A 24,966-nucleotide genomic window follows, 5' to 3' on the forward strand; every position below is an offset into this window, starting at 1 on the left:
CTCATGAGTCAATGAAGCTGAATATGGCATTTATAAACGCCTGACAAATAAAGTCAAGGGCGAACAAACTCTCACCGTGACTATCAGGCTATGTCTTAAGTCCGCCCCAGCGGACGATAGGTGTCTCCTCACTCTGGAGGGTGTGGGTGACAAAAGCGGGATGCACTTTTCCACAAAATATAGATACCTTTACCTTGAGTTTTGTGCAATGTTCTCTTGTTCGTCTAGAGGTCTGTCTTTATGAACGATAACCACACATCGGATATTTCCTGAATTGACTCATTCCAATTAAGACAATAAGCTTCTGGCGGTTTAAGATGAGTTTTGCGCCGGGGTTGAGAAATTGGAGCAATGGAGAAGCAGTCAATAAACTATGAAGCCTGATTCTATTTCAAAAAATAAACCCTTTTTGAAGCCTTCAGGACGATGGACTATCATTGCTACAGTTGTCACAGCTTTAGCCCTTAGCGGAGCTGCTTTACAATATGTATTGAGATTCCAGCGCAGTGAGTCCGCCTCCTTATCAAATCCTGTAGCGATCGCTCCCACAAATAAAGCCGTTTCTGCTTTAGGACATTTAAGACCAGAAGGGGAAGTAGTTTACTTGTCTGCGCCTACTGCTCTTAATGGATTGGGAGCAAGTCGAGTTGCCAAACTTTTAGTCAAGGAAGGCGATAAAGTTACAACAGGACAAGCAATCGCTATTTTGGATAGCCTAGAAAATCTCCAAACATCTGTAAAACTCGCTTTAGAAGATGTCAAAGTCGCTCAAGCCAATCTTGCTAAAGTAAAGGCTGGAGCCAAAACAGGAGAATTGGAAGCTCAAAAAGCGACTATTGAAGGCTTAGAAGCTGAATTGGCTGGACAACAAGGCGCTCAAGACCAAGCGATCGCGCGGCTTTTGGCTCAGTTTAACAACGCTCGAATCGAGTACCAACGTTATGATAAATTGTTCCAAAGTGGTGCAGTTACAGCTTCACAATTAGATAGCAAGCAGCTGCTCATGAAAACGACACAAGAGCAGCTAAATGAAGCCAAAGTTAATCAAAACCGGATTCAAGCAACTTTTCAACAGCAAATAAAAGCAGCCCAAGCAACTCTGAATCAAATGGCTGAGATTCGTCCTACAGATGTGCAAGCTGCTCAAGCTGAAATTGATAGAGCGCTTGCCAATGTGAAGAAAGCTAAAGCAGATTCAGAGCTAGCCTATATTCGAGCGCCTATAGAGGGGAAAATTTTAAAAATCAATACCAGACCCGGAGAGACAGCTGGCAATAAAGGCATTGTTGCTTTGGGACAAACAGATCAGATGAATGTAATTGCAGAGGTTTATGAATTAGATGTTAGCAAAGTAAAAGTTGGGCAAAAAGCTACTATTACTAGCCATGCCTTTCCAGGCAATTTATCCGGAACAGTCACTCAAATCGGGCTACAGGTTAATCCACAAGATGTCTTAAGTACCGACCCCACAGCCGACGTAAATCGGAGAATTGTTGAGGTAAAAATTAGTCTAAACCCAGTGGATAGCCAAAGAGTTTCAGCTTTAACTAATTTACAGGTTAATGTAGTAATTGATATGTAAATGCCCCTAAAAATAGTAAAATTTTTAATAAATTTTTCTCGTTAATAAACTAGAGCAATAATGTTTGATATACCTTTAGCATGGCTGCAACTAAGTAGAGAGAAACTTCGTCTACTGGTTGCTTTAGCAGGCATTGCTTTTGCAGTTATTCTCATGTTTATGCAATTAGGATTTCAAGCTGCTCTCTATGATAGCGCTACACGACTACATCAGAGTTTGCAAGGCGACTTGGTTTTACTCAGCACTCGTTCTAAGTCTCTGGGTTATACGAGAACTTTTTCTTGGCGACGTTTATATCAAGTTTTGAGCTTTGATGGCGTTGAATCTATTAGCCCTATATATGTTGGCTTTCGAGATTGGAGAAATCCTGAAGATGGAACCTTTCGAGCCATATATGTCTATGGCTTTCGACCTGGAGATTCTGTTTTTAAATTGCCGGAAGTCGCCCAGAATATAGATAAGCTTAAACTTAGTGAAAATATTTTGTTTGATCGAGCTTCTCGTCAAGAGTATGGATCTATTGCTCCAGAATTTGAGCAGGGTAAACTCATTACTACCGAATTAGGCGGGAGAAGAGTCAACGTTGTTGGTTTATTTACACTAGGGCCTTCTTTTGGAGCTGATGGAAATGTAATCGTCAATGATTTAAATTTTTTGGATCTATTTAGAGATCGTAAATTAGGAGAAATCGATATTGGACTTATTCAGCTTAAACCTGATGCTGATGCTCAAAAAATCCTTAAGCAGATAGAAGCTACTTTACCTAAAGATGTTAGAGTTTTAACCCATCAAGGTTTTATAGATTTTGAGAAAAGCTACTGGAAAACAAGTACACCAATTGGTTTTATCTTTACTCTAGGTGTAGGAATGGGATTCATTGTTGGTACAGTTATAGTTTATCAAATTCTTTATACAGATGTTTCCGATCACCTTTCAGAATACGCGACTTTAAAGGCGATGGGATATAAAAACTTATATTTAGAATTAGTTGTTTTCCAAGAAGCAATTATTCTTGCAGTTTTAGGTTATATCCCTGGATTTGCTCTTTCACTAGGGCTGTATGATTTAACTAAAAATGCTACATTTTTACCTATTGCAATGACCTATGACCGAGCTTTAATAGTATTGCTATTGACAATAGTGATGTGTGCTATTTCTGGTTTTATTGCTGTCCGGAGACTGCGTAGTACCGATCCAGCAGATATTTTTTAAAGATTTACGCATACAAACTCTAGAAAGCTAATGGATCAAAAATCTATTGTCTCTATTAAGTATCTCAATCATTATTTTGGTAATGGAGCATTACGCAAACGAGTTTTGTCTAATATCAATTTAGAAGTCAAAACCGGAGAAATAGTTATTTTATCGGGGCCATCTGGTTCGGGAAAAACAACCTTATTGACTTTAATTGGGGGGTTGCGCTCTGTTGATGAAGGAAGCCTTAAAGTTCTTGACCAAGAGATTCGGGGAGCCAGTGATGCACAACTCATCAAAATCCGTCGCCATATTGGTTATATTTTCCAATCTCACAATTTGCTGCGCTCATTAACAGCTCAACAAAATGTACAAATGTCTATTAAATTACATGAAAATGTTCCTATTCTCGAAGCACGTAGAAAATCAGCAGCTGCACTTGAGGCTGTTGGGTTGGGGAACCGGATTAATTACTATCCAGAAAATCTATCAGGAGGACAAAAACAGCGGGTAGCGATCGCACGCGCTTTAGTGTGTCATCCCAAGCTGGTTCTAGCTGATGAACCTACTGCCGCTTTGGATAGTAAATCGGGTCGAGACGTAGTGACACTCATGCAGCAATTGGTTAAGGAACAGGGGTGTGCTGTTCTCATGGTGACTCACGATAATCGCATTCTTGATATTGCTGACCGTATTGTTCATATGGAAGATGGTCAACTCGTTACGATCAACAGCACGGCTCACTAGTTTTATAAAAACTCAGTAATTATGACGGAGGTGTTTTAGATGTGTTGACTAACTCAATCTTATTTAAGGAGCAACCGTAATTGTCCCAGTATCCCAACCGTGCTAATAACTAGGAGGAAATATGCACATCACGATTTTGACAATTGGTTCGCGTGGTGATGTACAACCTTACGTAGCTCTAGGGCTGGGGTTGCAAGCGGCAGGTCATAAAGTTTGTTTGGCCACCCATGCCATCTTTGAGAATTTTGTGCGTAGCCAGGGGCTAGACTTCGCCCCCTTGGCTGGCAATCTCAAGGAATTGTTTGCAACAGAAGAGGGGCAAGTCATTTTTTCAGAATCCGGTCGCAACACCATTCGCTTCACACGCAACTTTATCGGTAACTTCATCGGCCCGATCATGGAAGACTTACTAGCTGACTCTTGGCGTGCCTGTCAGGGAGCGGAAGCGATTATCAGTATGCCGCTGGCGATCGCGGGCTACCATATCGCGGAAAAATTGGGCGTGCCGTTTTACAGCGCATGGACTAATCCAGCAACCCAGACTCGTGCTTTCCCCATCCCTTGGGCCCCGACCGGGCTGCGTTTGGGCGGCACCTACAACTGGCTAACCTACATCTTGTTTCAGCAACTTGTCTGGCAATCCATTCGGTCTTCGGTTAACCAGTGGCGGCAAAAAACCTTGAATTTGCCCCCCATGCCGCTCACAGTCCCTAGTTGGTTCTATAAGTCGCCCACTTTCTACTGCTACAGCCCTGCCGTGCTTCCCAAGCCGCCGGACTGGCCCGATTGGGTGTACGTCACCGGCTACTGGTTTCTAGATCGCCCACCGGACTGGCAGCCCTCAGCCGATCTCGTTGATTTCCTAGCTGCTGGTTCACCCCCGGTGTATGTCACCTTCGGCAGTATAATTGACCGTAACCCGGAAGCGCTGGCAAAGTTGGTGCTGGAAGCAATAGCTCTTACGGGAGTGCGGGCAATCTTGGATACGGGGTGGGGGGGTCTGAGCAATCCTGAATTGTCAGAGCAGGTGTTGTGTGTCACATCGGACTCGGCTCCCCATGACTGGCTCTTACCGCAAATGGCGGCTATGGTTCATCATGGCGGTTCGGGTACAACGTTTGCTGGTCTGCGTGCTGGTTTACCCTCAATCATCGTCCCCTCCTTTGGTGAAACCTTCTTTTGGGGGCAGCGGGTTGCTGATTTAGGGGTAGGACCGCCACCGATTCCGAAAAAACAGCTGACTGTAGAGCGGTTAGCAGACGCTATCCATACCGCTACCAGCGACAAGACCATGCAGGCTCGCGTGGCTGCCTTGAGCCAGCAGATTCGGTCAGAAGACGGTGTGGCGCGGGCAGTTGAGGGCTTTCAAAACTCTATTGCCAAAAATTTTTCAAGCACTATCTGTAGTGATGCTATAAATTGAAATACCACGACAAATAGTATTTTTGCAAGTTTTTACAACAGAACCCTGCTCAGCAGTCCAGCGATAGCCGCAGTTAAGTCGCAGCGACTATAAAGCGATCGCTCCGTTCTAATGGCTTGGAGACGTATCTGTAACACCGCCAATTGTGACTACACCAACCTTTAATTCTTGGGTTAGATGTCCTAATCCGAATCCAGAAGCATACTTTCGCTTATTCTGTTTCCCGTATGCGGGAGGCGGTGCTTCCATTTTTCGCACATGGTCGAACAGTTTACCATCGTACATAGAAGTTTGTACTATTCAACTCCCTGGTCGAGAAGATCGGCTTAAGGAAGCACCCTTTACTCATATCTCACCTCTGGTCGAGACACTAACAGAAATTATCCATCCCTATTTGGATATTCCCTTCGCTTTTTTCGGTCACAGTATGGGTGCGCTGATCGGGTTTGAACTGGCTCGTAAACTCCGCTCCGAGCAAGCGTCAACCCCAAATCATCTCTTCATTTCGGGTCGCCGTGCGCCTCAGATACCCGATCGAAATCCTTTAATTCATACGCTACCAGAGCCTGAATTTTTGTCAGAGCTACGTCAATTGAATGGTACACCCAAACAGGTGCTAGAACATTATGAATTGATGCAACTGTTAATGCCCATCTTGCGAGCAGATTTTTCAATCTGTGGAACATATACTTACCTAACTGAACCTCCCCTTGATTGTTCTATCTCTGCCTTTGGTGGAATAGAAGATTCAGGAGAGACACCAGAAATGATTGAAAGCTGGAGTGTGCAAACAAGTTCTTTATTTTCCCTAGAAATGCTTCCCGGCGACCACTTTTTTATTAACAGTAGTCGGCAGTTACTTCTAGAAATGGTTGCTAAAAAAATAGAGCAAGTTATGGTACTAGGGTTTGTGTGAAATCTTTTATAGAGTAATCCTATTTGAGTTGTCAAGTGCCAGATCAAGTAGGTTGGGTCTGTGCGATAGCAAAACCCAACAAACCGAATATTAGCGTTGGGTTTCGATACCTCAACCCAACCTACATTTTTTTTAAATGAATGAATTAGGATTGCTATAGTTGAATTATGTGTACCTAGTTATTTGGATAACCTATTGCACCAGAAAAATCTGTGTTTAAAAGTCTGGCACCATCAAATTTAGCATTTGTTAAGTCAGCACCTCTGAAAGATGTCTCTGAAGCACTTTTAATTTTTTTAATAGCTAAAGTTAGGGAATTCATTACTAACAGAATCGAAATTAGTGATAGAAGGCTCCAAATGACTCCCAAAATAAGATTATGTGTACTTAAAGACGCGATCGCATTTGCTCCCAGTAAGAATGCAAACCCATATCCTGCTACTGCTTCGGCAATTATAACCGCGATCGCTACTAATGAACTTCTAATTTTGAAACTAGCATAAGCCATCGCTACGCCTCCTATCACTGCACCGAAAATCGCTATTTGCGGATTATTGCCTGTGGTAGTTCCGGCATAGAAGAAACCCAGCAAAGCTCCTGACGCTGTTGCTGAGATTGTCGTTGCGATGCGTCCTGCGATCGCTCTCGTTCCTGAAGCGGCGGTAGGAATACCTAAGCTAATATATAAAGCTAATATATAAGCCCAACCAGGTTCTTGTGTAGTCCGACCGAGAACGCCAAATATCATTCGAGCGATCGCATCCGTCACACAGGTCGTTACTACTACTGCAACTATAATTAAAATGATTAATTTTTTAGGAGATTGACCAGCTATAACTCGCTCAAAATTGGCTCCCTGTAATAGAGCATTACTAAAATCACAACCGCGAATATCGCACCCGCTGAAGTCTGCATTGTTGAGATTTTGTCCTTTGAAAGAGCGGTTTTGTAAATTTTTATTGGTATTAGCAGGGTTTTGATTGGTCATACTCAGTATATAAAAACGTTTGAAATAAATATGGAATTCTTCAATATAAGATTATATATTAATACTATTTATATTTAGAAAGGCTTATGAACCCCGAAGGCGCAAAGGGCGGGAAGGAAGAGTAAAAAGAAAAGCTTTGTTTACTTAAAAATTGGTATACTAATGATTTTTAAGCACAATTTTTAAGAGTGAAAACTAATTAGCTTGCTATAATAAGGTTTTTATTATCGTTTCTGGATAAAGGGATGCCTGCTCAACGCCAGATTTATCTAAATCGATTTTTGCTATTTGCTGGAACTGGGTTATTGATATTACCATTGATACTCTACGGTAGGCTGCATTTTTTACGCCCGCCCCAGATGAATAAAGGGCAAGCATTGTTTCAAGGTATATTTTACAGGCGCGATGTCCGTTCAACACCAAGGCCGCTGATGATCCATATTGTCACTGTTGACTTGACAACACCAGGAGTCAAAGTGTTAGTTACTCCGGGAATGGCAACACCAGACGATACAGAACTTAATGCGCGGACTACATCAGAATTTCTTAATGAATTTAAACTGCAATTGGCGATAAATGGTAGCTTCTTCTATCTTTTTCGCGAACAAACTCCTTGGGATTATTATCCCCACAGTGGCGATCGCGTCAACGTAGTGGGACAAGCGATCGCAAATGGACGTATTTATTCTAAATTTGAGTCAAAATGGCCTGTGGTGTGCTTTTTGTCAAGCAATATTGCCCAAATCTTTGACAGTGGATCTTGCCCTAAAGATACGTTTGCTGCGGTTGCGGGGAATGAGGTTCTGGTTGCACGGGGTAATAGTGTAAGCAAAAATTTTAATGGCAATAATAATAAGCCATACCCGCGTGTTGTAGTGGCTACTAATAGAAAAGGTGACAAACTCTGGCTAATTGCTGTAGATGGCAAGCAGCCGCTTTATAGCGAAGGGGTGACAATAGCTGAACTGACAAAGATTGTTATGGAGTTAGGGGCATATGCTGCACTCAACCTGGATGGTGGCGGTTCAACAACTCTGGTGATGGCAACTCCTTCGGGAGCAAGTTTATTAAATGCTCCGATTCATACTAAACTACCTATGCGCGAGCGTCCTATTGCTAATCACTTAGGATTTTATGCTTTACCCTTGCAGAGGTAGAGGGTAAAGCAGTGATGCAATGAGATATATATGCTTTATCTAAGCGATCGCGTCCTTTAAAGAGGAAAATTAGAATTAGTTTTTATAGTGTCGCTTACTTAAATTTCTATGGAATCCGCCGCGATCGCACCCAATCCCTTACCCAACTATATTAATGGGGAGTGGTGTGCTTCCCACGCCACCGAATTTTTGAATGTGGTGAACCCTGCTACCGCCGAAGTGCTGACGAAGGTTCCTTTGTCGCCCCAGAGTGATGTAAACGCAGCAGCAACAGCAGCAGCAACCGCTTATCATAGTTGGCGGCGCACTCCACCCACCGAAAGAGTGCAATACTTATTCAAACTCAAATTTTTATTAGAAGAACACCTTGACGAGTTAGCCCGGACAATTACTTTGGAATGCGGGAAAACCTTAGCAGAGTCACGCGGGGAAATGCAACGGGCGATAGAAAATGTAGAAGTTGCCTGTGGAATTCCCATGCTGATGCAGGGTTACAATTTGGAAGATATTGCCCGTGGAATTGATGAAATAATGATTCGTCAACCTGTGGGAGTTGTAGCAATAATTGCACCTTTTAATTTTCCGGGGATGATTCCATTTTGGTTTCTGCCTTACGCGATCGCTTGCGGCAATACCTGCATTGTCAAACCCTCAGAAAGGGTGCCGTTAACAATGCAAAAGGTGTTTGAATTGTTAGAAAAGACAGGTTTACCTAAAGGTGTAATTAACCTGGTAAATGGTGCAAAAGAAGCCGTGGATGCAATTTTGGAACATCGAACTATTCGCGCCATTAGCTTTGTTGGTTCCTCACCAGTAGCACAGTATGTTTACAGTCGTGCTGCTGCATTTGGTAAGCGGGTGCAATGTCAGGGAGGGGCGAAAAATCCGATTATTGTTTTGCCAGATGCAGACATGGAAATGACTACCCGCATCACCGCAGATAGCGCGTTTGGGTGTGCGGGACAACGTTGTTTAGCAGCTTCTTTAGCAGTGACGGTGGGAGAAGCGCGTCACACTTTTACAGAAGCGATCGCTAACTCTGCACAAACCAGAATGGTAGGCTATGGTTTGGATGAAAAAGTGCAAATGGGGCCAGTAATTACGTCTCAAAGTCGCGACCGAATTGAAGGGTTAATTCAACAGGGAGCAAATGAAGGTGCGACTGTATTAGTAGACGGACGCAACCCGAAAATTTCTGGTTATGAACAGGGTAATTTTATTCGACCAACGATTCTGCAAAATGTTAACCCGAATAGTGAACTGGCGCGTACAGAAGTTTTTGGCCCAGTATTAGGGTTGATGCACTTGGATACAATTGAGGATGCGATCGCGTTAGTTAACAGTGGTCAATGGGGAAATATGGCTTGTTTATTTACCAACAGTGGTGCAGCAGCGCGGAAGTTTCGTTATGAAGCCGAAGCAGGTAATATTGGCATTAATATTGGTGTAGCAGCACCGATGGCATTTTTTCCTTTTAGTGGTTGGAAAGATAGCTTCTACGGTGACTTACACGGTCAAGGTAGACACGCGGTAGAATTTTTCACGCAAACTAAAGTTGTTGTTGAACGCTGGCCTAAAGATTGGTCGCGCCAGTTTTAAAGTTCAGCGCTCATTTGTAAAGTTTCCAGTTAAGCTATAGCGTTTCTCAGTTGGGTGGAATATATCGCAGTTCTGACGTTGTTGCTAGGGACATGGCATTGCCATGTCCCTACAGATCTATAAATCCAACCCTTGAATTGCTACACTGTTGATGGCTTCACTTTGGGTGCGTATCTTTTGCGAGTAAATACTGCTAATAAAAATACAAAAAATGTTAGCGTTCCAGCTAAATATAATGGATAACCATAGGTAGTTGGATTAGATTGATTAATCACCATTCCAGCAATTACAGGGCCAAAGGCGTTGGAAATGCTTAAATAAGAGGAATTAAGACCCATTGCCGTTCCTTGCTCCTCTGGCTTAGAATTTAAGGAAATTAAAGTATTAATTATCGGCTGAACTAAAGAATTGAGAATGGAAAAAAGTATAGTTACTGACACAAAATAAATAATACTTGGCACGATTGGCATTAAACTAAACGATAAACTGCGAACAAATAAAGCTAAAAATAAGATATTAACTAGCTCAAATCTTCTAGTTAAAATCGATATCCCCAATGTTTGCATAATGACACCTAGTACCCCAAACAATAGAAACATCAGCGTCAAAGACTTACTGTTTTGACCCAGTACATTAATGAAGTAGGGCTGAAAAGCATAGGTAAAAATTGTGAAAGTGGTGCCAATAAAGAAATTTATAATTAAAAGAATCCCGATTTTGGGAGTAGCAAGACCTTTAATTAAATTGCCCAAGCCCAAGTCAAAAATGTTGTGTCCTCTCTCAGCCTTAGTTTGGATGGTTTCAGGTAGAAAAAAGATAGTAATTAGCAAAGCCACGAACGCGATCGCGCTCGAAACAAAAAAAGAAGCTCCTAAAGAAATTTCCTGCGCTAGTAAACTAATCGCTGGCCCCAATATAAAACCTAAACCAAAAGCTGCCCCCAAAATTCCAAAACCTTTAGCGCGATTTTCTGGGGTAGTTATATCAGAAATAATCGCCTGGGCTACGGAATTATTACCCCCTGTAATTCCATCCAGAAATCGAGCTAAAAATAGAACGATTGCTGTTGTAGCGTTTCCCGCGATAAAATTGGCGATTACTGTCCCCGCTAAACTGATAATTAGTAACGGCTTTCGTCCAAAGCGATCGGAAAGTTTACCAATTACAGGAGTGGCAAAAAATTGCGCTAAAGAGTAAATCGAGAATAAGAAGCTAGTTTGAAAATCGTTTAGTCCGAATTCCTTGCCATAAAGATAAATTATCGGGAGTAAAATTGTTAAACTGAGTGAGTTAATAAAAGCAATTAAAGCAGTAATCCAATATTTTCGATTCATAAGAGTTATATAGTAGTTCTAAACGAGTTGTAAAATGTTTTTCATTTGTAGCGGAGGCATCTCACCTGCGATATGCTCTCCCGCTTGTCCTACAATTTACCAGAAAAAATCGATATGTCTGAACAAGAAGTCTTCGTCTTTCCTACATCTTTTGCCCAACAGCGGTTGTGGTTCCTTGACCAGTTAATATCTGGCAATGCCATCTATAATGTACCGACAGTAATACGTTTAACAGGTTCACTGAATTTAGCAGCATTAGAGCAGACATTTAGGGAAATCGTGCGCCGCCACGAAGCTTTACGCACTACATTTAAGGTGTTAGACGGGCAACCCGTGCAAGCGATCGCGCCCAACTTAAGCATACCTTTGTCCGTAGTAGACCTGCGGCAGTTCCCAGAATGCGATCGCGAACTCCAAGGACAGCAGTTGTTAGCAGCAGAATTCGAGCGTCCTTTCGATTTGTCCTCTGGCCCATTGCTGCGAATAATGCTGTTTCAGCTTTCTGAGACAGAGCATATTTTATTACTAAATATGCACCACATTATTTGTGATGATTGGTCTATCGGCGTACTAATTCGGGAATTGGGGACGCTATACACAGCTTTTACAAACGTTACATACGTCTCTACATCCTTGCCAGAACTACCTCTTCAGTACCCCGACTTTGCCGAATGGCAACGCGAATGGTTGCAAGGAGAAGTGTTAGAAACCCAGTTAGCTTATTGGCGGCAACAATTAAACGGCATTCCCGTGCTAAATTTGCCCGTTGACCGACCGAAGCCAGCTTTTGCAACCTATCGCGGAGCCACACAAACTTTAGAGTTATCGAAAAAGCTAAGCGATGCTCTCCAGACGCTTTCGCAGCAAGAAGGTGTCACCTTATTTATGACTTTACTGGCAACATTTCAAACGTTGCTCTACCGCTACACTCATCAAGAAGATATTGCCGTGGGTTCGCCAATTGCTAACCGCAACCGTAGCGAAATTGAAGGATTGATTGGCTTTTTTGTCAATAGTTTAGTGCTACGCACCGATTTATCTGGAAACCCAACTTTCCGAGAAGTTTTAAACAGAGTACGGCAGGTAACGCTAGGCGCATACAGTCACCAAGATTTGCCTTTTGAGAAGCTAGTTGAGGAACTGCATCCAGAGCGAAACTTAAATCGTCATCCGCTCTTTCAAGTAGTATTTGGTTTCGAGAATGCACCAATGTCGGCGCTAGACTTGCCTGGTTTAATACCTAGCTTTATGGATATTGACTTTAAAACAACTCGCTTTGATTTGGAGTTGCACCTGTGGAAGTGTTCGGAGGATTTCCGGAGTTTATGGGGCGGGAAATGGGAGGATTCGGAGGGGATTAGAGGCGTAGTAGTGTACAACACAGATTTATTTGATGAAGCCACCATTACCCGAATGCTAGGACATTTTAAAATGTTGCTGGAAGGCATTGTTTCTAATCCAGAACAAAGAATTTCAAATTTGCCGCTATTGAGCCAAAATGAGCTGCATAAATTATTAATTGAGTGTAATGAAACTACGTCAGATTATCCTCATAGTAAATGTATACATCAGTTGTTTAAAAATCAAGTAGAGCAGAATCATGATGCTATAGCAGTAATCTTTGAAGACACGCAACTCACCTACCAAGAGCTAAATATACGCAGCAACCAGCTAGCACACCACTTACAAAAAATGGGGGTTGGTTCGGAAGTTTTAGTTGGTATCTGTGTTGAGCGTTCTATAGATATGATTGTGGGGTTGCTGGGTATCCTGAAAGCCGGGGGAGCTTATGTACCTTTAGATTCTAATTATCCGCGTGATCGCTTAAATTTCATGCTTGATGATTCTCAAGTTTCAGTATTGCTGACACAGGAGAAATTAGTTGATAATTTTGGTAGCTTCCGGAACCCAGTTGTATACCTCGATAAGGATTGGCAAACCATTGCCCAAGAAAGCGAAGAAAATCCGCACAGCGACGTAACAAGCGACAGCTTAGCTTATGTAATTTACACTTCTGGATCTACAGGTAAACCGAAGGGAGTTGCTGTTACTCATAAAGCTGTAAATCGCTTGGTATGCAACACAAATTATATAAAATTATCACCTAATGATAAAATTGCCCAAGCTTCAAATACTTCTTTCGATGCAGCAACATTCGAGATTTGGGGAGCGTTACTTAACGGCGCTCAACTTGTGGGAATTAGTAGAGATGTCACACTTTCGCCCCACGAATTTGCCTTACAACTGAGACAGAAAGGCATCAGCGTTTTGTTTTTGACTACAGCCTTATTCCAACAGATTGTTAGAGATGTTCCGCAAGCTTTCTCTTCCTTACGCTATTTGCTATTCGGAGGTGAGGCTGTTGATACTCGGTGGGTTAAAAAGGTGGTTAAACAAGGAGCGCCTAAGCAGTTAATTCATGTATATGGGCCAACAGAAGGTACAACATTTTCTTCTTATTACTGTGTGCAGGACGTACCAGAAGCAGCCACATCTATTCCCATCGGTCGCCCGATTGCGAACACACAAATTTATCTATTAGATGCCGATTTACAACCTGTACCTATTGGCATTGTTGGCGAATTATATATTGGTGGTGATGGTCTGGCGCGAGAATATATTAACCGCCCTGATATAACTGCTGAACGCTTCATTTATAATCCTTTTAATAATAAGCCAGAATCGCGGCTTTATAAAACGGGTGACTTAGCCCGTTATTTACCAGACGGCAACATTGAGTTCTTAGGTCGTATTGATAATCAGGTAAAAATTCGCGGTTTTCGCATCGAGTTGGGAGAAATTGAAGCCATCCTAAATCAGCATCCAGCAGTGAGGGAGACAGTAGTAATTATCCGAGAAGAAATACCTGGTGATAAACACTTGATAGCTTATGTTGTTCCCGACCAGCAACAGACACCAACAAGCATGATGCGGCAATTTCTCAAAGAAAAGTTACCAGAATACATGGTGCCTTCAGCGTATGTCGTACTAGAATCCCTACCCCTGACACCAAATGGCAAAGTGGATCGCCGTGCCTTACCTGCGGTAGATACGCTCAGTTTTGAGATGAAAGAAGATTATGTTGCACCACGCGATCGCGTTGAGGAAGTGCTAGTAGAAATCTGGGCTAAGGTTTTGGGGAAACAGCAGATAGGTGTCCGGGACAATTTCTTTGAATTGGGCGGTCATTCTCTATTAGCAACGCAGTTAATTTCCCGCATCCGCGACGCTTTCCAAATAGAGTTGTCTGTACGCAACTTGTTTGAATCTCCGACTGTAGCTAGTTTAGCTAGGCACATCGAAACAATGTGTTGGGCAGCGAAAGGTTTGGATAACAAGAGTTCTACGGGAAATGAGCGAGAAGAGGTTGAATTTTAAGTAATTCTACAATCTCATCTGCAAATATTCTAGGGCCAGCAAGCGCAAGTAATCTAGCATCCGAATATAAGCTTTTATTTGCCCATAATCTCCATCTATTGCGAAGTAAATTCTCGCAATAGATGGAACATTGAAGGCTCTCATAGCTTGCAATCGCTCAATTGCCTCTGGTTCATTTTCAATCCAACCTCGTGCTTGAATTTGACTAGCATAGCCCCGAATCTCTACTGTTAGCAGTTCAATTTCCTCTAGGACAGTAAATTCTTCATCAGGATTTGGAGAGAGAGAAGCAATTTCTTTTCGCTCTCGTTTGCTATTTTGATAATCGACAGTTAACTCCTTTAACAGATGACTAATGTAGTTTCTAGTAATTTCAGCACTTTGAGTATTGAGCATGGCTTCAGTCATCATTTACTCCATAAGTAACTATTTTTTCAACACCAAATCGATCGGGTCGGACAATTAGATATTCATTCCCTTTTCGGTAGACTGCTGAGCCATCCCGACGATATCCAGTTTTAGGAACTCGTGCTGCTCCTTTCTTATTAAAGTTGTGGGCTTTTCGTAGATACTTTAATGGGTCTAATTCTTTTCTTGAAGCATGATCTAAAATATTCTGAGCTACACTAATATAAGTAGAGGCATCCCATTCAGCTATATACTGCTCTATTTCGGCAACTTCTCCCTCGGTATAACCTTCACAGAGCTGGGCTAAAAAGGGATCGACAGGTGGCTCATCCTGCATCAGGTTTTAATTTTGTTATCATCAAGTTTCAGTCCTATCACAACTGTAACCCTCGACTGGCACCCAATGCAATGCTCAGTTTTATGTCAGAAAATACTAGAAAAGCGCTGAAAAATCTAGTTTCAGCTAGTAGGTTGGGTTGAGTGTAAGCGAAACCCAAGCACTGCCTTCCTCTGTTGGGTTTCGTGCCTCAACCCAACCTAATGAGTTAATTTTATAAATTATTTAGGATTGCTATAGTCCAGTTTTTAATAGGACTTACGCATTGACAAAATAATTAAAATATGAATAGTTGACGAAAGAATAGAGTGCTGGGCAGCATAATAAATAGTTAGCCAGTGGAGCGTCCAATGAAAATACGATTGTTTCATGAGCAAGATGCTGTTCAAATAGCGCAGTTGTTCCACGAAACAGTGCGTAAAATTAACATTCGTGACTACTCGATTGATCAAGTCAAGGCATGGGCACCAGATAATATTAATTTTAGGAACTGGGCAAAGGTCTGTTCTAATCGATTCACTTACGTTGCTGATGATGAAGGTGCGATCGCAGGTTTCGGCGAGTTAGAATTTAGCGGACACATAGACTGCTTTTACTGCCATAAAAATTATCAGGGAATGGGTATCGGGCGTAAGATTTATTCTGCAATTGAGTCCAAAGCTCATGAATTAGGAATTAATCGCTTGTACACTGAAGCAAGTATTACCGCAAAGCCATTTTTCTTGCACATGGGCTTCTCGATAGTTAGGGAACAACAAGTAGAACGTAGGGGAGAGACTTTTGTTAATTACGCAATGGAGAAGTTTATAAAAAATGCTGTCTAGCAAGTTACTCAAGTGTTGCGTCAGGCAATGCTCACCACGATGAAACAACATCCAAACCCCATAAACTGGAAAGCTATACATGAGTTACACGGGGTGCATCCCAGCAAAAATCCCTGGCAATTGGAAATCGCAACCGCACAAACAAAGCCTGCCGACCCAGGCTAAATTGAGTCCGCGCAGGCAGACTTGGTCTGTGTAGCCACAGACTTCCAGTCTGTGGGCGATTTGCAAATACGGGATGCTCCGGTTACACGCCTGCGGACTACCCACCCCAAAATGCAGAAACAACAGCGTTTATTTCATCTGGCCCTATTATTATGTCTCGTCGTGGTAGTATCGCTGGCCTTCAACGCGCTCCTGTTCCGCCAAGCGAGACACTACTACCTGCTACTGAACAAAACCAATCTAGATCCCTTGGGACTAGGCACCTTTAGTGCCGACTCTCTAACAGATGGTGTTCCTGCCGCCTCCACAGCAACCGTGGTATTCTTTGGCGACTCGCGAGCAGAAATGTGGCCCGCTCCGGCAACGCTCAAGAGTTTTTCTTTTATCAATCGAGGCATCAGCTCTCAGACTTCAGCCCAGATATTGGGACGCTTTGACAATCATGTTGTGCCGTTGCAGCCCAATATTATCATTGTGCAAGTTGGGATTAACGACTTGAAAACAATCCCGCTATTTCCTGAGCGAAAAGCTGCCATTATCAACAACTGCAAAGCTAATATTCAGCAGATTGTCGCACGTTCGGTAAATAGTGGTGCCACCGTTATTTTGACAACCATTTTTCCTATTGGCCCAGTACCTCTGACTCGTCAACCTTTCTGGTCGCCAGATATCGCCCAAGCGGTATCGGAAGTAAACGCTTACCTTTACTCGCTAAAAGCAAAGGATGTCTTGATTTTAGATGCTTACTCGCTCCTAGCACACAATGGTCAAGTGCAAAGCAACTACGTTCGCGATACTTTGCATCTCAATGAGAGGGGGTATAACGCGCTAAATCAGGAGCTAACTCATGTGCTATCCACCTGGTTGACGGACAAAAGTCTCAAGGGGAAGTAATAAATGGTTTGCCTACAACAGCTAAGGTTGCGATCGCAAACCACAGGTAACTAAGCTAGTTGGGGTTGAGCCGAAATAAAACCAAATAAGTCAGCATTTATTGCTACTCACACGCTCATTTTAGTGCCTGAGTTACGAACACTTAGCACAAAATGTACTGACAACTTCGGAAAAGAGCTGATTCTTCTCCATCAATACCATGTGTCCACCCGGCTTAATGGTCACGAGTTCAGCTTGAAGCAATTCCGCTTTCATGCGATCGCTTGCAATAGGTTTAGTCGCTATATCAGAAGCGCCGCAAACGACCAACACTGGAACGTTAATCGTTGAGAGTGTCCTTGTTTCCTCGAAATTGAACATTGCCAATGTGCCACGAGCGAGAACACCAGGGGAACCAAAGGCTGACAATAGAGCTGCAAAATTGAGTTGACCGCGTGTTTCAGTACCCTTAAATCCAGACAGTTCTACGTTAATGTGCAGCAACCCATTGAGAAATGAGAGCCACGTCATCACCCATAAGATAGGTGACAGCAGAATCGTGAGGTACAACAGAGGTTCGAGCAGCGGCTTCTGCAATTTGCGTATCAAACCGCTAAAAATACAAGTTTTTACCGGATTGGTGTAGGTGGTATCCACAAGGATTAACCCAGCCACCCGCCGCCCCAGATGTTCTGGAAACAGCCGAGAGAATGTTAGGTTAATCATGCCGCCCATGCTGTGACCCAGCAGGATAACCGGCTTGTCTCCCGCTATGGCAACAACGGCTTCTAAATCTCGCGCATATTTTTCTATGGAGTAGTCGTTATTTTTCGGTCTAGTAGATTTTCCTAGTCCCGGCAAATCCCAAACAATCACTCGGAAGCGATCGCTTAATTGTCGCTTGGCATAGTACCATATCGTACTGTTAGGCCCCCAACCATGTGACAAGATAATCGGTTGACCATCTTCAGGGCCATAAAACTCTACTTGCAGGACGCTACCATCCGGTCGTTGTATGCGCTGCACGGTTCCAGTACGCATGATTTTAGGTTCTTCAGCACCTTTACGACGCAGCAGTGGCAAACTAATAAAACTACCCCCAAAAGACCACAGAACCAGCGCTAGTCCAGCCACTAAGTAGGGCATTCCCACAAGTTCCCGTTCGTACCATTCATAAAGAATGTAAATCCCCCCGCCAAGTACCCCAATAGATAACAGTTGTACCAGCCATAACAAAAGGAAATTGGGGGGCATGAACAGCATGAGACGAAACCTTCACGGTAGGATGTTCAGTAAGTTGTCTTCCAACGTCATACCGAGGTTAGACTACAGTCGGCTCAATAGCAATTGACACTCCCACGCCTAAAGGCAGTGGGATTCTTGGCTCTACGAGTCCACTTAACTAGAATCCCTTGCGAAACTATAGCCAGAGATGGTTCTCTCCTCAAGCTTTCGCTCCATTTCAGAAGCCCGTTCGGATATGCCCTACCCTACGGTTTCAAACCTAAATATTTGGTTCTCTGATACTTGTTGCTTAAGCTTTAACCTCTAGAAGCTTTCCCCTAGAGAACCCCCTAAGCTTAGTAATCATCGGTGCGTAGCCCTTGGGCTACTGGGTGTTTAGAGAGGTTGATTACCCTAACCTCTGTATTAAATAATACTTTTATTCCAGTTATAAGTCAACAAAAAGCCGTCCTTATAGGACGGGGCTTTAAACCCTTATTTCTGGTAAACTCCTCTAGCAGGTAATCTCTTAAAAGGGGTTTAATCTTGAAAATAGTTGAATTTTTATCTTATCTTCGTAGCTTAGATATTCAGGTTTTTGTCGATGAAGAACGCCTGCGCTGTAATGCCCCTGAAGGAAGCCTCACAGCAGAATTGCGTGCAGAGATTGCGGAACGCAAAGCTGAAATTATCTCATTTCTAAGGGCAGCTAACGTTACCACAAACGCCACACCTATAAGTCTTACACCCATTTCACGGGACAGAAATCTCTCCCTATCCTTTGCACAACAGCGGCTGTGGTTTCTGGATCAATTAGTACCCAATAATGCTTTTTATAATGTTCCGGCAGCTATGCGTCTGGTAGGTTCGCTAAATTTAGCGGCGTTGAAGGAGGCTTTTAACGAAATTGTGCGCCGTCACGAAGCTTTACGCACCACTTTTGTAACTGTGGAAGGACAACCCGTACAAGCGATCGCATCCACATTAACTGTACCTCTACCAGTAATAGATTTGCGATCGCAAAGCGTCTCTGTTGGCGAAGCCGCCCTGAAAGGGCTAGGAGAATTAGAAACCGAAGCGCGACGCATCACCACCCAAGAAGCTCAACGCCCTTTCGATTTGTCCAAAGACCCTTTTCTGCGAGTAACGCTACTGCGGTTGGATGAGTCAGAATATGTGCTACTGCTGGTGCTGCACCACATTGTCTCCGATGGCTGGTCTATGGGGGTACTAATTCGCGAGTTAGCGGCACTCTACACAGCCTTTGCTTCTTGTAAAGACGATAAATTTTCCGTCTCTAAACCTTTACCAGAACTACCCATCCAGTATGCAGATTTTGCCCACTGGCAACGGGAGTGGCTGCAAGGGGAAGTATTGGAAACACAACTTGCTTACTGGCGGCAGCAGTTGGACGGCATTTCTATCCTAAATTTGCCTACTGACAGACCTCGACCAGCAGTTCAAAGCTATCGGGGTGCAACGCAACTTTTGCAACTACCGAAAAGCCTAAGTAAGGCCTTAGAAGCCTTAAGCCAGCAAGAAGGCGTAACTTTATTTATGACTTTACTTGCAGCATTTCAAACCTTGCTGTACCGCTACACCCAGCAAGAAGATATTGCAGTAGGTTCGCCAATTGCCAACCGCAACCGCAGTGAAATTGAAGGGTTAATTGGTTTTTTTGTCAATAGTTTGGTGTTGCGTACCAACTTTGATGGAAATCCAACGTTTCGCTCACTTTTGAGTCGAGTACGAGAGGTATCGCTGGGAGCGTATGCTCACCAAGATTTGCCTTTTGAAAAGCTGGTGGAGGAACTGCATCCGGAGCGCAACTTGAATCAAAATCCCCTGTTTCAGGTGGTGTTTGCATTACAAAATGCGCCAATGTCGGCACTAGAACTACCAGAGTTAACCTTAAGCCCGCTGCAATTTGTTGATACACAAACAACGCGGTTTGATTTAGAGTTCCACTTGTGGGAGCAAAAAGAAAATAATGGGTTAGGGGTAGATAGTTCAGAAGGAATTAGCGGCTTTGTCGTATACAGCACCGATTTATTCGATGCAGCCACTATTAACCGGATGCTGGGGCATTTCCAAATATTGCTAGAGGGTATTGTTGCAAATCCAGAGCAACGAGTTGCCGAATTACCGATATTAAGTGAAGCTGAACTAGATCAACTTTTGGTGGAATGGAATAATACCAAAGTAGATTATTCCAAAACTTTGTGTGTTCATCAGCTATTTGAAGCACAAGTAGACCAGAATAAAGATGCGATCACGCTAGTATTTGAAGATAAAGAACTCACCTATCAAGAGTTAAATATACGCAGCAACAAACTTGCACGTTACTTACAAAAACTGGGTATTGGTGCGGAAATTTTAGTAGGACTGTGTGTAGAGCGATCGCTTGATATGATAATCGGGATGTTAGCCATCCTGAAAGCAGGTGGAGCATACCTACCTTTAGACCCCAGCTACCCCCCTGAGCGTTTGAGTTTTATGCTTCAAGATGCTCAAGTGCCAGTTTTATTAACACATGAACAGTGTATCGAACGCCTTGGGAAGCATACCTCACAAATAATATGTTTAGATAAAGATTGGGAAGCGATTGCCCAAGAAAGCGAAGATAATACTATCAGCAATGTTACAGCAGAAAACCTGGCTTATGTTATCTATACCTCTGGCACTACAGGAAAGCCGAAAGGGGTTAAAATTGAACATCGCAACTTATTAAATCTCATCTTTTGGCATCAAAAAGCGTTTTCAGTTTCCCCGCTTGACCGCGTAACACAGGTTGCAGGGATTGCGTTTGATGCTTGTGCGTGGGAAGTTTTGCCTTATTTGAGTGCAGGATCTAGTATCTATTTGACGGACAATGAAATAAGAATAGTGCCTGAAAAACTGAGAGACTTCTTAATATCGAAATCAATAACAATTAGCTTTTTACCGACACCTTTAGCTGAGAAAATTTTGTTATTGGATTGGTCTAATAACGCAGCTTTACGACTATTACTGACAGGGGGAGACAAACTACACCAGTCTCCTTTTGCTGAGTATCCTTTCCAGCTAGTTAATAATTATGGCCCAACTGAGAATACTGTTGTTACAACTTCCGGGATAGTTGCTGTAAGAGAGAAAGAAGATCCCCCTAACCCCCCTTTAAAAGGGGGGCAAGAAGGGAGCGTAGATGTAGTAGCATCAGGGAATGCGATCGCGCCTACAATTGGTCGTCCCATTGCCAACACTCAAGTTTATGTTCTAGATAGATATTTACAGCCTGTTCCCATCGGCGTTGCTGGTGAATTGTACATTGGTGGTGATGGACTAGCGCGAGGTTATTTAAACCGTCCCGATTTAACTGCTGAAAAATTCATTTCTAATCCTTTTAGTAACCAAGCAGAAGCGCGTCTTTATAAAACAGGCGATTTAGTTCGCTATCAACCAGATGGCAATATCGAATTTTTAGGACGCCTCGACGAACAGGTGAAAATTCGCGGCTTCCGCATAGAGTTGGGAGAAATTGAATCGGTACTCAGTCAGCATCCGGCAGTGCTGCAAAATGCTGTAATAACTCGTGAAGATGTACCGGGGGAAAAGCGTTTAGTAGCTTATGTAGCGCTAAATTCTGAATACAGCGAACAGAAGCAGATGGAAATGCAATTGCAAGATGAGCAGGTTTCGCAATGGCAGATGCTCTACAACGAAAATTATAATCAACCTGCTGCTGGTTCAGATCCAACATTCAATATTGTCGGTTGGAATAGCAGTTATACTAATCAACCGATTCCAGCAGAACAGATGCGTGAATGGGTTGATAACCAAGTCGCGCAAATTCTGGATTTGCAACCGAGTCGAGTGCTAGAAATTGGGTGCGGAACAGGTTTACTGTTGTTTAGAATTGTGCCTCACTGCAATAAATATTGTGGGACAGACTTTTCCTCTGCTTCACTGAACTACATCCAACAACAATTGGCACAATTACCTCAAGTAACATTGCTTCAGAAGTTAGCGACTGACTTTGAGGGAGTGGAGTCAGAAGCTTTTGATACGGTGATTCTGAACTCGGTTGTGCAATATTTTCCCAGTATTGATTATCTAGTGCGCGTACTGGAGGGAGCAATAAATGCGATCGCTCCCGGTGGCTTCATATTCATCGGCGATGTGCGTAGCCTCCCGCTACTGCAAGCTTTTCACGCCTCAGTACAGCTTTATCAAGCCGAACCCTCCCTCACCCGCGAACAGTTGCAGCAACGAGTAGAAATGCAAATATTCCAAGAAACTGAGTTAGTAATTGATCCAGCTTTCTTCAGTGCATTAAAGCAGGGATTTCCCCAGATTAGCGACGTACAAATTCAACTAATCCGGGGTCATCACCACAATGAATTAACGCAGTTTCGTTATAATGCGATTCTGCATATTGACCCTAAAATACGTTCTGAAAGAACCCCCCTCAATCCCCCCGAAGCGGGGGGAAGTAAGAATACTCCGGCTCCCTCCCCGTTGCGGGGAGGGCTGGGGAGGGGTTCCTCGCTAGACTGGCACGAAAATAACTTAAACGTATCCGCTGTAAATCAGCTATTAATTGATAACCAGCCAGAAATATTAACCATTACCAATGTGGCTAATTCGCGGGTAACAGCAGCAGTTAAAACAGCAGAATGGTTGTCAGGGGCAGCAGAATTTAAAACGGCGGGACAGATGCGCGAAACATTGCAAAACCTCCAAAATTTAGGAGTAGATCCAGAAGATTTTTATAGCCTAGACGTCCCTTACAAGGTTGATATTAGTTGGGCAAATTCCGGCACTGATGGACGCTACGATGTAGCGTTTGTAAGGAAAAAAGTAGATAAGAAAACTACTTTGCCACTCAGCGCTAAATTGCGATCGCTACAATCTTATGCGAATAATCCCCTACAAGCAAAAGCAGCCCGTAAGTTAATCCCTCAATTGCAGACTTATCTCACCCAAAAGCTGCCTGAGTACATGGTGCCATCGGCTTTTGTGGTGCTGGAATCTCTACCGCTTACACCTAATGGCAAAGTCGATCGCCGTGCTTTACCTGCACCCGAACCAGTCAAACTAGAATTGGCAGGAAGTTATGTTGCACCTCAAACTCCGGTTGAGGAAGTGTTAGTGAAAATTTTTGCTGAGGTTTTGGGAGTTAAGCGGATAGGTATTCGCGATAATTTCTTTGAATTAGGAGGACATTCATTACTCGCGACTCAGCTTGTTTCTAGAGTGCGCGACACATTCGGGGTGGAGTTACCTTTGCGTAGCGTATTTGAGGCACCGACAATTGCAGAATTATCGAAAGCGATCGCTAGTTTTCAGCAGACCACTACTCAAAGCAAAGCCCCAGCCTTAGTGCCAATTTCTCGTGAAAATCGTCGCATGAAGCTATCTTCTCTCAATAAAGAAAACCAACAACCGTGAACCAGATAAAAACCAGCGACCAATTTCCAGAAAATTTCATCTGGGGTACGGCTACCTCCGCCTATCAAATCGAGGGTGCAGTAACAGAAGGCGATCGCAAACCCAGCGTCTGGGATACCTTCAGTGCCACCCCCGGACGGGTTGAGAATGGCGATACGGGTGCTGTTGCTTGCGACCATTACCACCGCTACGAAACAGACGTAGAACTGATGGCAAAACTGGGCATCAAGCATTATCGCTTTAGTATCGCTTGGCCCCGAATTATTCCTGATGGTCGGGGAAACGTGAATGAGAAGGGAATCGATTTCTACAAGCGTTTGGTTGATTGCTTGCAAAAACACGGGATTACTCCCCACGCCACCCTGTTTCATTGGGACAGTCCTCAAGCACTAGAGGATTTGTACGGTTCTTGGCGCAGCCGGGAGATGGCTTCAGATTTCGCTGACTATGTTACTGCTGTTGTCAGTCGGTTAGGCGATCGCATCACCAACTGGATGACCATCAACGAAATCCCCTGCTTCACTGATTTTGCCTACGATGTGGATAAAGACCCACCCTTTGCCCCTGGTACTCGCGTCAAAACTCGCAAAGAAGTGTGGCAGACTTCTCACCATGCCCTCCTCGCTCACGGAATGGGCTGTCAAGCTATCCGTGCTGCCTCGCCCGTTCCCTGTTCCGTAGCACTTGTAGACAATATTTCTGTCACCGTTCCCCTCACCGAATCAGCGGCTGATATAACAGCGGCTCAGCAAGCTTTCCATACTTCTTGGCTCAATGGAGGGATTATTTTTCCTGCCGTGACGGGTGCTTACAGTCCAGCAATGCTTGAGAAGTTGGGAGCCGATGCCCCAGATATTCAGTCGGACGATTTAGAAATCATTCACCAGCCCCTCGATTCACTAGGTATCAATATTTACACAGGTACTTATGTTCGTGCGGCTGACAATAAAGACGGCTTCGAGTTTCTTGACTTCCCCAAAGGCTACCCGCGAATGAATATGCCTTGGCTGCATATCGTTCCTGAGAGCATCTATTGGGGAATTCGCCATATTAGCGACACCCTTGGGCGACAAGATTTGCCCGTGTTCATTACCGAAAACGGTTGCGCTGCCGAAGACGAACTGAACGCTCAAGGCGAGGTAATTGATACAGACCGCATTATGTATTTACGCCAGTATTTGAAGGCGGCTCATCGAGCCGTTAGTGAAGGCTATCCCCTGAAAGGTTACTTCCTTTGGAGTTTCATGGATAACTTTGAGTGGCCTTACGGTTATAGTCGCCGCTTTGGAATTACCTATGTCGATTACAAGACGCAACAACGCATTCCCAAAGCCAGCTTCAATTGGTATGCCGAGTGCATTTGCCAGAACCGAGTAGTTTGAGATGA

General features: G+C 43.6%; 17 protein-coding genes. 12 read left to right on the forward strand and 5 right to left on the reverse strand.

Features of this window, described 5'->3' with window-relative positions; all coding sequences use genetic code 11:
- The first annotated feature begins 373 nt into the window (after window positions 1-373).
- The 5 genes from H6F74_RS08945 to H6F74_RS08965 all read left to right on the forward strand — a co-directional run bounded on the left by H6F74_RS08945 (window position 374) and on the right by H6F74_RS08965 (window position 5,862).
- A complete protein-coding gene (locus tag H6F74_RS08945; RefSeq protein WP_190439373.1) occupies window positions 374-1,582 on the forward strand; it encodes an ABC exporter membrane fusion protein in 1,209 nt (402 codons plus the stop codon).
- A 60-nt stretch (window positions 1,583-1,642) separates the two neighbouring features.
- Window positions 1,643-2,794: an ABC transporter permease DevC gene (gene devC, locus H6F74_RS08950; protein ID WP_190439375.1), complete on the forward strand. Its 1,152-nt coding sequence runs from the start codon at window positions 1,643-1,645 to the stop codon at window positions 2,792-2,794.
- Window positions 2,795-2,824: 30 nt separating this feature from the next.
- Entirely contained in the window at window positions 2,825-3,523 is a 699-nt protein-coding gene (locus H6F74_RS08955) for a DevA family ABC transporter ATP-binding protein (RefSeq protein ID WP_190439377.1), read from the forward strand.
- Between the two features lie 121 nt (window positions 3,524-3,644).
- Complete coding sequence (locus H6F74_RS08960) at window positions 3,645-4,946, forward strand: glycosyltransferase (protein WP_190439379.1); 1,302 nt, start codon at window positions 3,645-3,647, stop codon at window positions 4,944-4,946.
- Window positions 4,947-5,091: 145 nt separating this feature from the next.
- Complete coding sequence (locus H6F74_RS08965) at window positions 5,092-5,862, forward strand: thioesterase II family protein (protein ID WP_347269491.1); 771 nt, start codon at window positions 5,092-5,094, stop codon at window positions 5,860-5,862.
- Between the two features lie 175 nt (window positions 5,863-6,037).
- Here H6F74_RS08965 and H6F74_RS08970 read toward each other — a convergent pair whose 3' ends face one another.
- On the reverse strand, window positions 6,038-6,850 hold the full coding sequence (locus tag H6F74_RS08970) for a pentapeptide repeat-containing protein (RefSeq protein WP_190439380.1): 813 nt from the start codon (window positions 6,848-6,850) through the stop codon (window positions 6,038-6,040).
- 245 nt (window positions 6,851-7,095) lie between these two features.
- Here H6F74_RS08970 and H6F74_RS08975 point away from each other — a divergent pair, with 245 nt between their 5' ends.
- Window positions 7,096-8,007, forward strand: a complete 912-nt coding sequence (locus tag H6F74_RS08975; RefSeq protein ID WP_190439384.1) for a phosphodiester glycosidase family protein — start codon at window positions 7,096-7,098, stop codon at window positions 8,005-8,007.
- A 108-nt stretch (window positions 8,008-8,115) separates the two neighbouring features.
- Entirely contained in the window at window positions 8,116-9,606 is a 1,491-nt protein-coding gene (locus H6F74_RS08980) for a CoA-acylating methylmalonate-semialdehyde dehydrogenase (protein ID WP_190439389.1), read from the forward strand.
- Between the two features lie 140 nt (window positions 9,607-9,746).
- On the opposite strand, the gene H6F74_RS08985 is transcribed toward H6F74_RS08980, so the two are convergent.
- The gene (locus tag H6F74_RS08985) at window positions 9,747-10,940 is read right to left on the reverse strand and encodes an MFS transporter (RefSeq protein ID WP_190439392.1); all 1,194 of its coding nucleotides are present in this window, start codon (window positions 10,938-10,940) and stop codon (window positions 9,747-9,749) included.
- Between the two features lie 114 nt (window positions 10,941-11,054).
- On the opposite strand from H6F74_RS08985, the gene H6F74_RS08990 reads away from it, so the two are divergent.
- Entirely contained in the window at window positions 11,055-14,318 is a 3,264-nt protein-coding gene (locus H6F74_RS08990) for a non-ribosomal peptide synthetase (protein ID WP_190439396.1), read from the forward strand.
- A 6-nt stretch (window positions 14,319-14,324) separates the two neighbouring features.
- Here the strand turns inward: H6F74_RS08990 and H6F74_RS08995 are convergent, their stop codons facing one another.
- Entirely contained in the window at window positions 14,325-14,729 is a 405-nt protein-coding gene (locus H6F74_RS08995) for a hypothetical protein (RefSeq protein WP_242021941.1), read from the reverse strand.
- A complete protein-coding gene (locus H6F74_RS09000) occupies window positions 14,719-15,063 on the reverse strand; it encodes a hypothetical protein (protein ID WP_190439399.1) in 345 nt (114 codons plus the stop codon). The genes H6F74_RS08995 and H6F74_RS09000 overlap by 11 nt, the downstream gene beginning before the upstream one ends.
- A 350-nt stretch (window positions 15,064-15,413) precedes the next feature.
- On the opposite strand from H6F74_RS09000, the gene H6F74_RS09005 reads away from it, so the two are divergent.
- Together H6F74_RS09005 and H6F74_RS09010 are read left to right on the forward strand one after the other, a co-directional pair.
- Entirely contained in the window at window positions 15,414-15,887 is a 474-nt protein-coding gene (locus tag H6F74_RS09005; RefSeq protein WP_190439402.1) for a GNAT family N-acetyltransferase, read from the forward strand.
- A gap of 186 nt (window positions 15,888-16,073) precedes the next feature.
- Window positions 16,074-16,946, forward strand: a complete 873-nt coding sequence (locus tag H6F74_RS09010) for a GDSL-type esterase/lipase family protein (protein ID WP_242021942.1) — start codon at window positions 16,074-16,076, stop codon at window positions 16,944-16,946.
- 132 nt (window positions 16,947-17,078) lie between these two features.
- Here the strand turns inward: H6F74_RS09010 and H6F74_RS09015 are convergent, their stop codons facing one another.
- Window positions 17,079-18,188, reverse strand: a complete 1,110-nt coding sequence (locus H6F74_RS09015) for an alpha/beta hydrolase (RefSeq protein WP_190439406.1) — start codon at window positions 18,186-18,188, stop codon at window positions 17,079-17,081.
- Window positions 18,189-18,695: 507 nt separating this feature from the next.
- Between H6F74_RS09015 and H6F74_RS09020 the strand changes: the two genes are divergently transcribed.
- Both H6F74_RS09020 and H6F74_RS09025 read left to right on the forward strand, forming a co-directional pair.
- Complete coding sequence (locus H6F74_RS09020) at window positions 18,696-23,579, forward strand: non-ribosomal peptide synthetase (protein ID WP_190439408.1); 4,884 nt, start codon at window positions 18,696-18,698, stop codon at window positions 23,577-23,579.
- Window positions 23,576-24,961, forward strand: a complete 1,386-nt coding sequence (locus tag H6F74_RS09025; RefSeq protein WP_347269492.1) for a GH1 family beta-glucosidase — start codon at window positions 23,576-23,578, stop codon at window positions 24,959-24,961. The genes H6F74_RS09020 and H6F74_RS09025 overlap by 4 nt, the downstream gene beginning before the upstream one ends.
- Window positions 24,962-24,966 lie beyond the last annotated feature (5 nt).

Source organism: Trichocoleus sp. FACHB-90, from assembly GCF_014695505.1.
Lineage (GTDB): Bacteria > Cyanobacteriota > Cyanobacteriia > Cyanobacteriales > FACHB-T130 > Funiculus > Funiculus sociatus.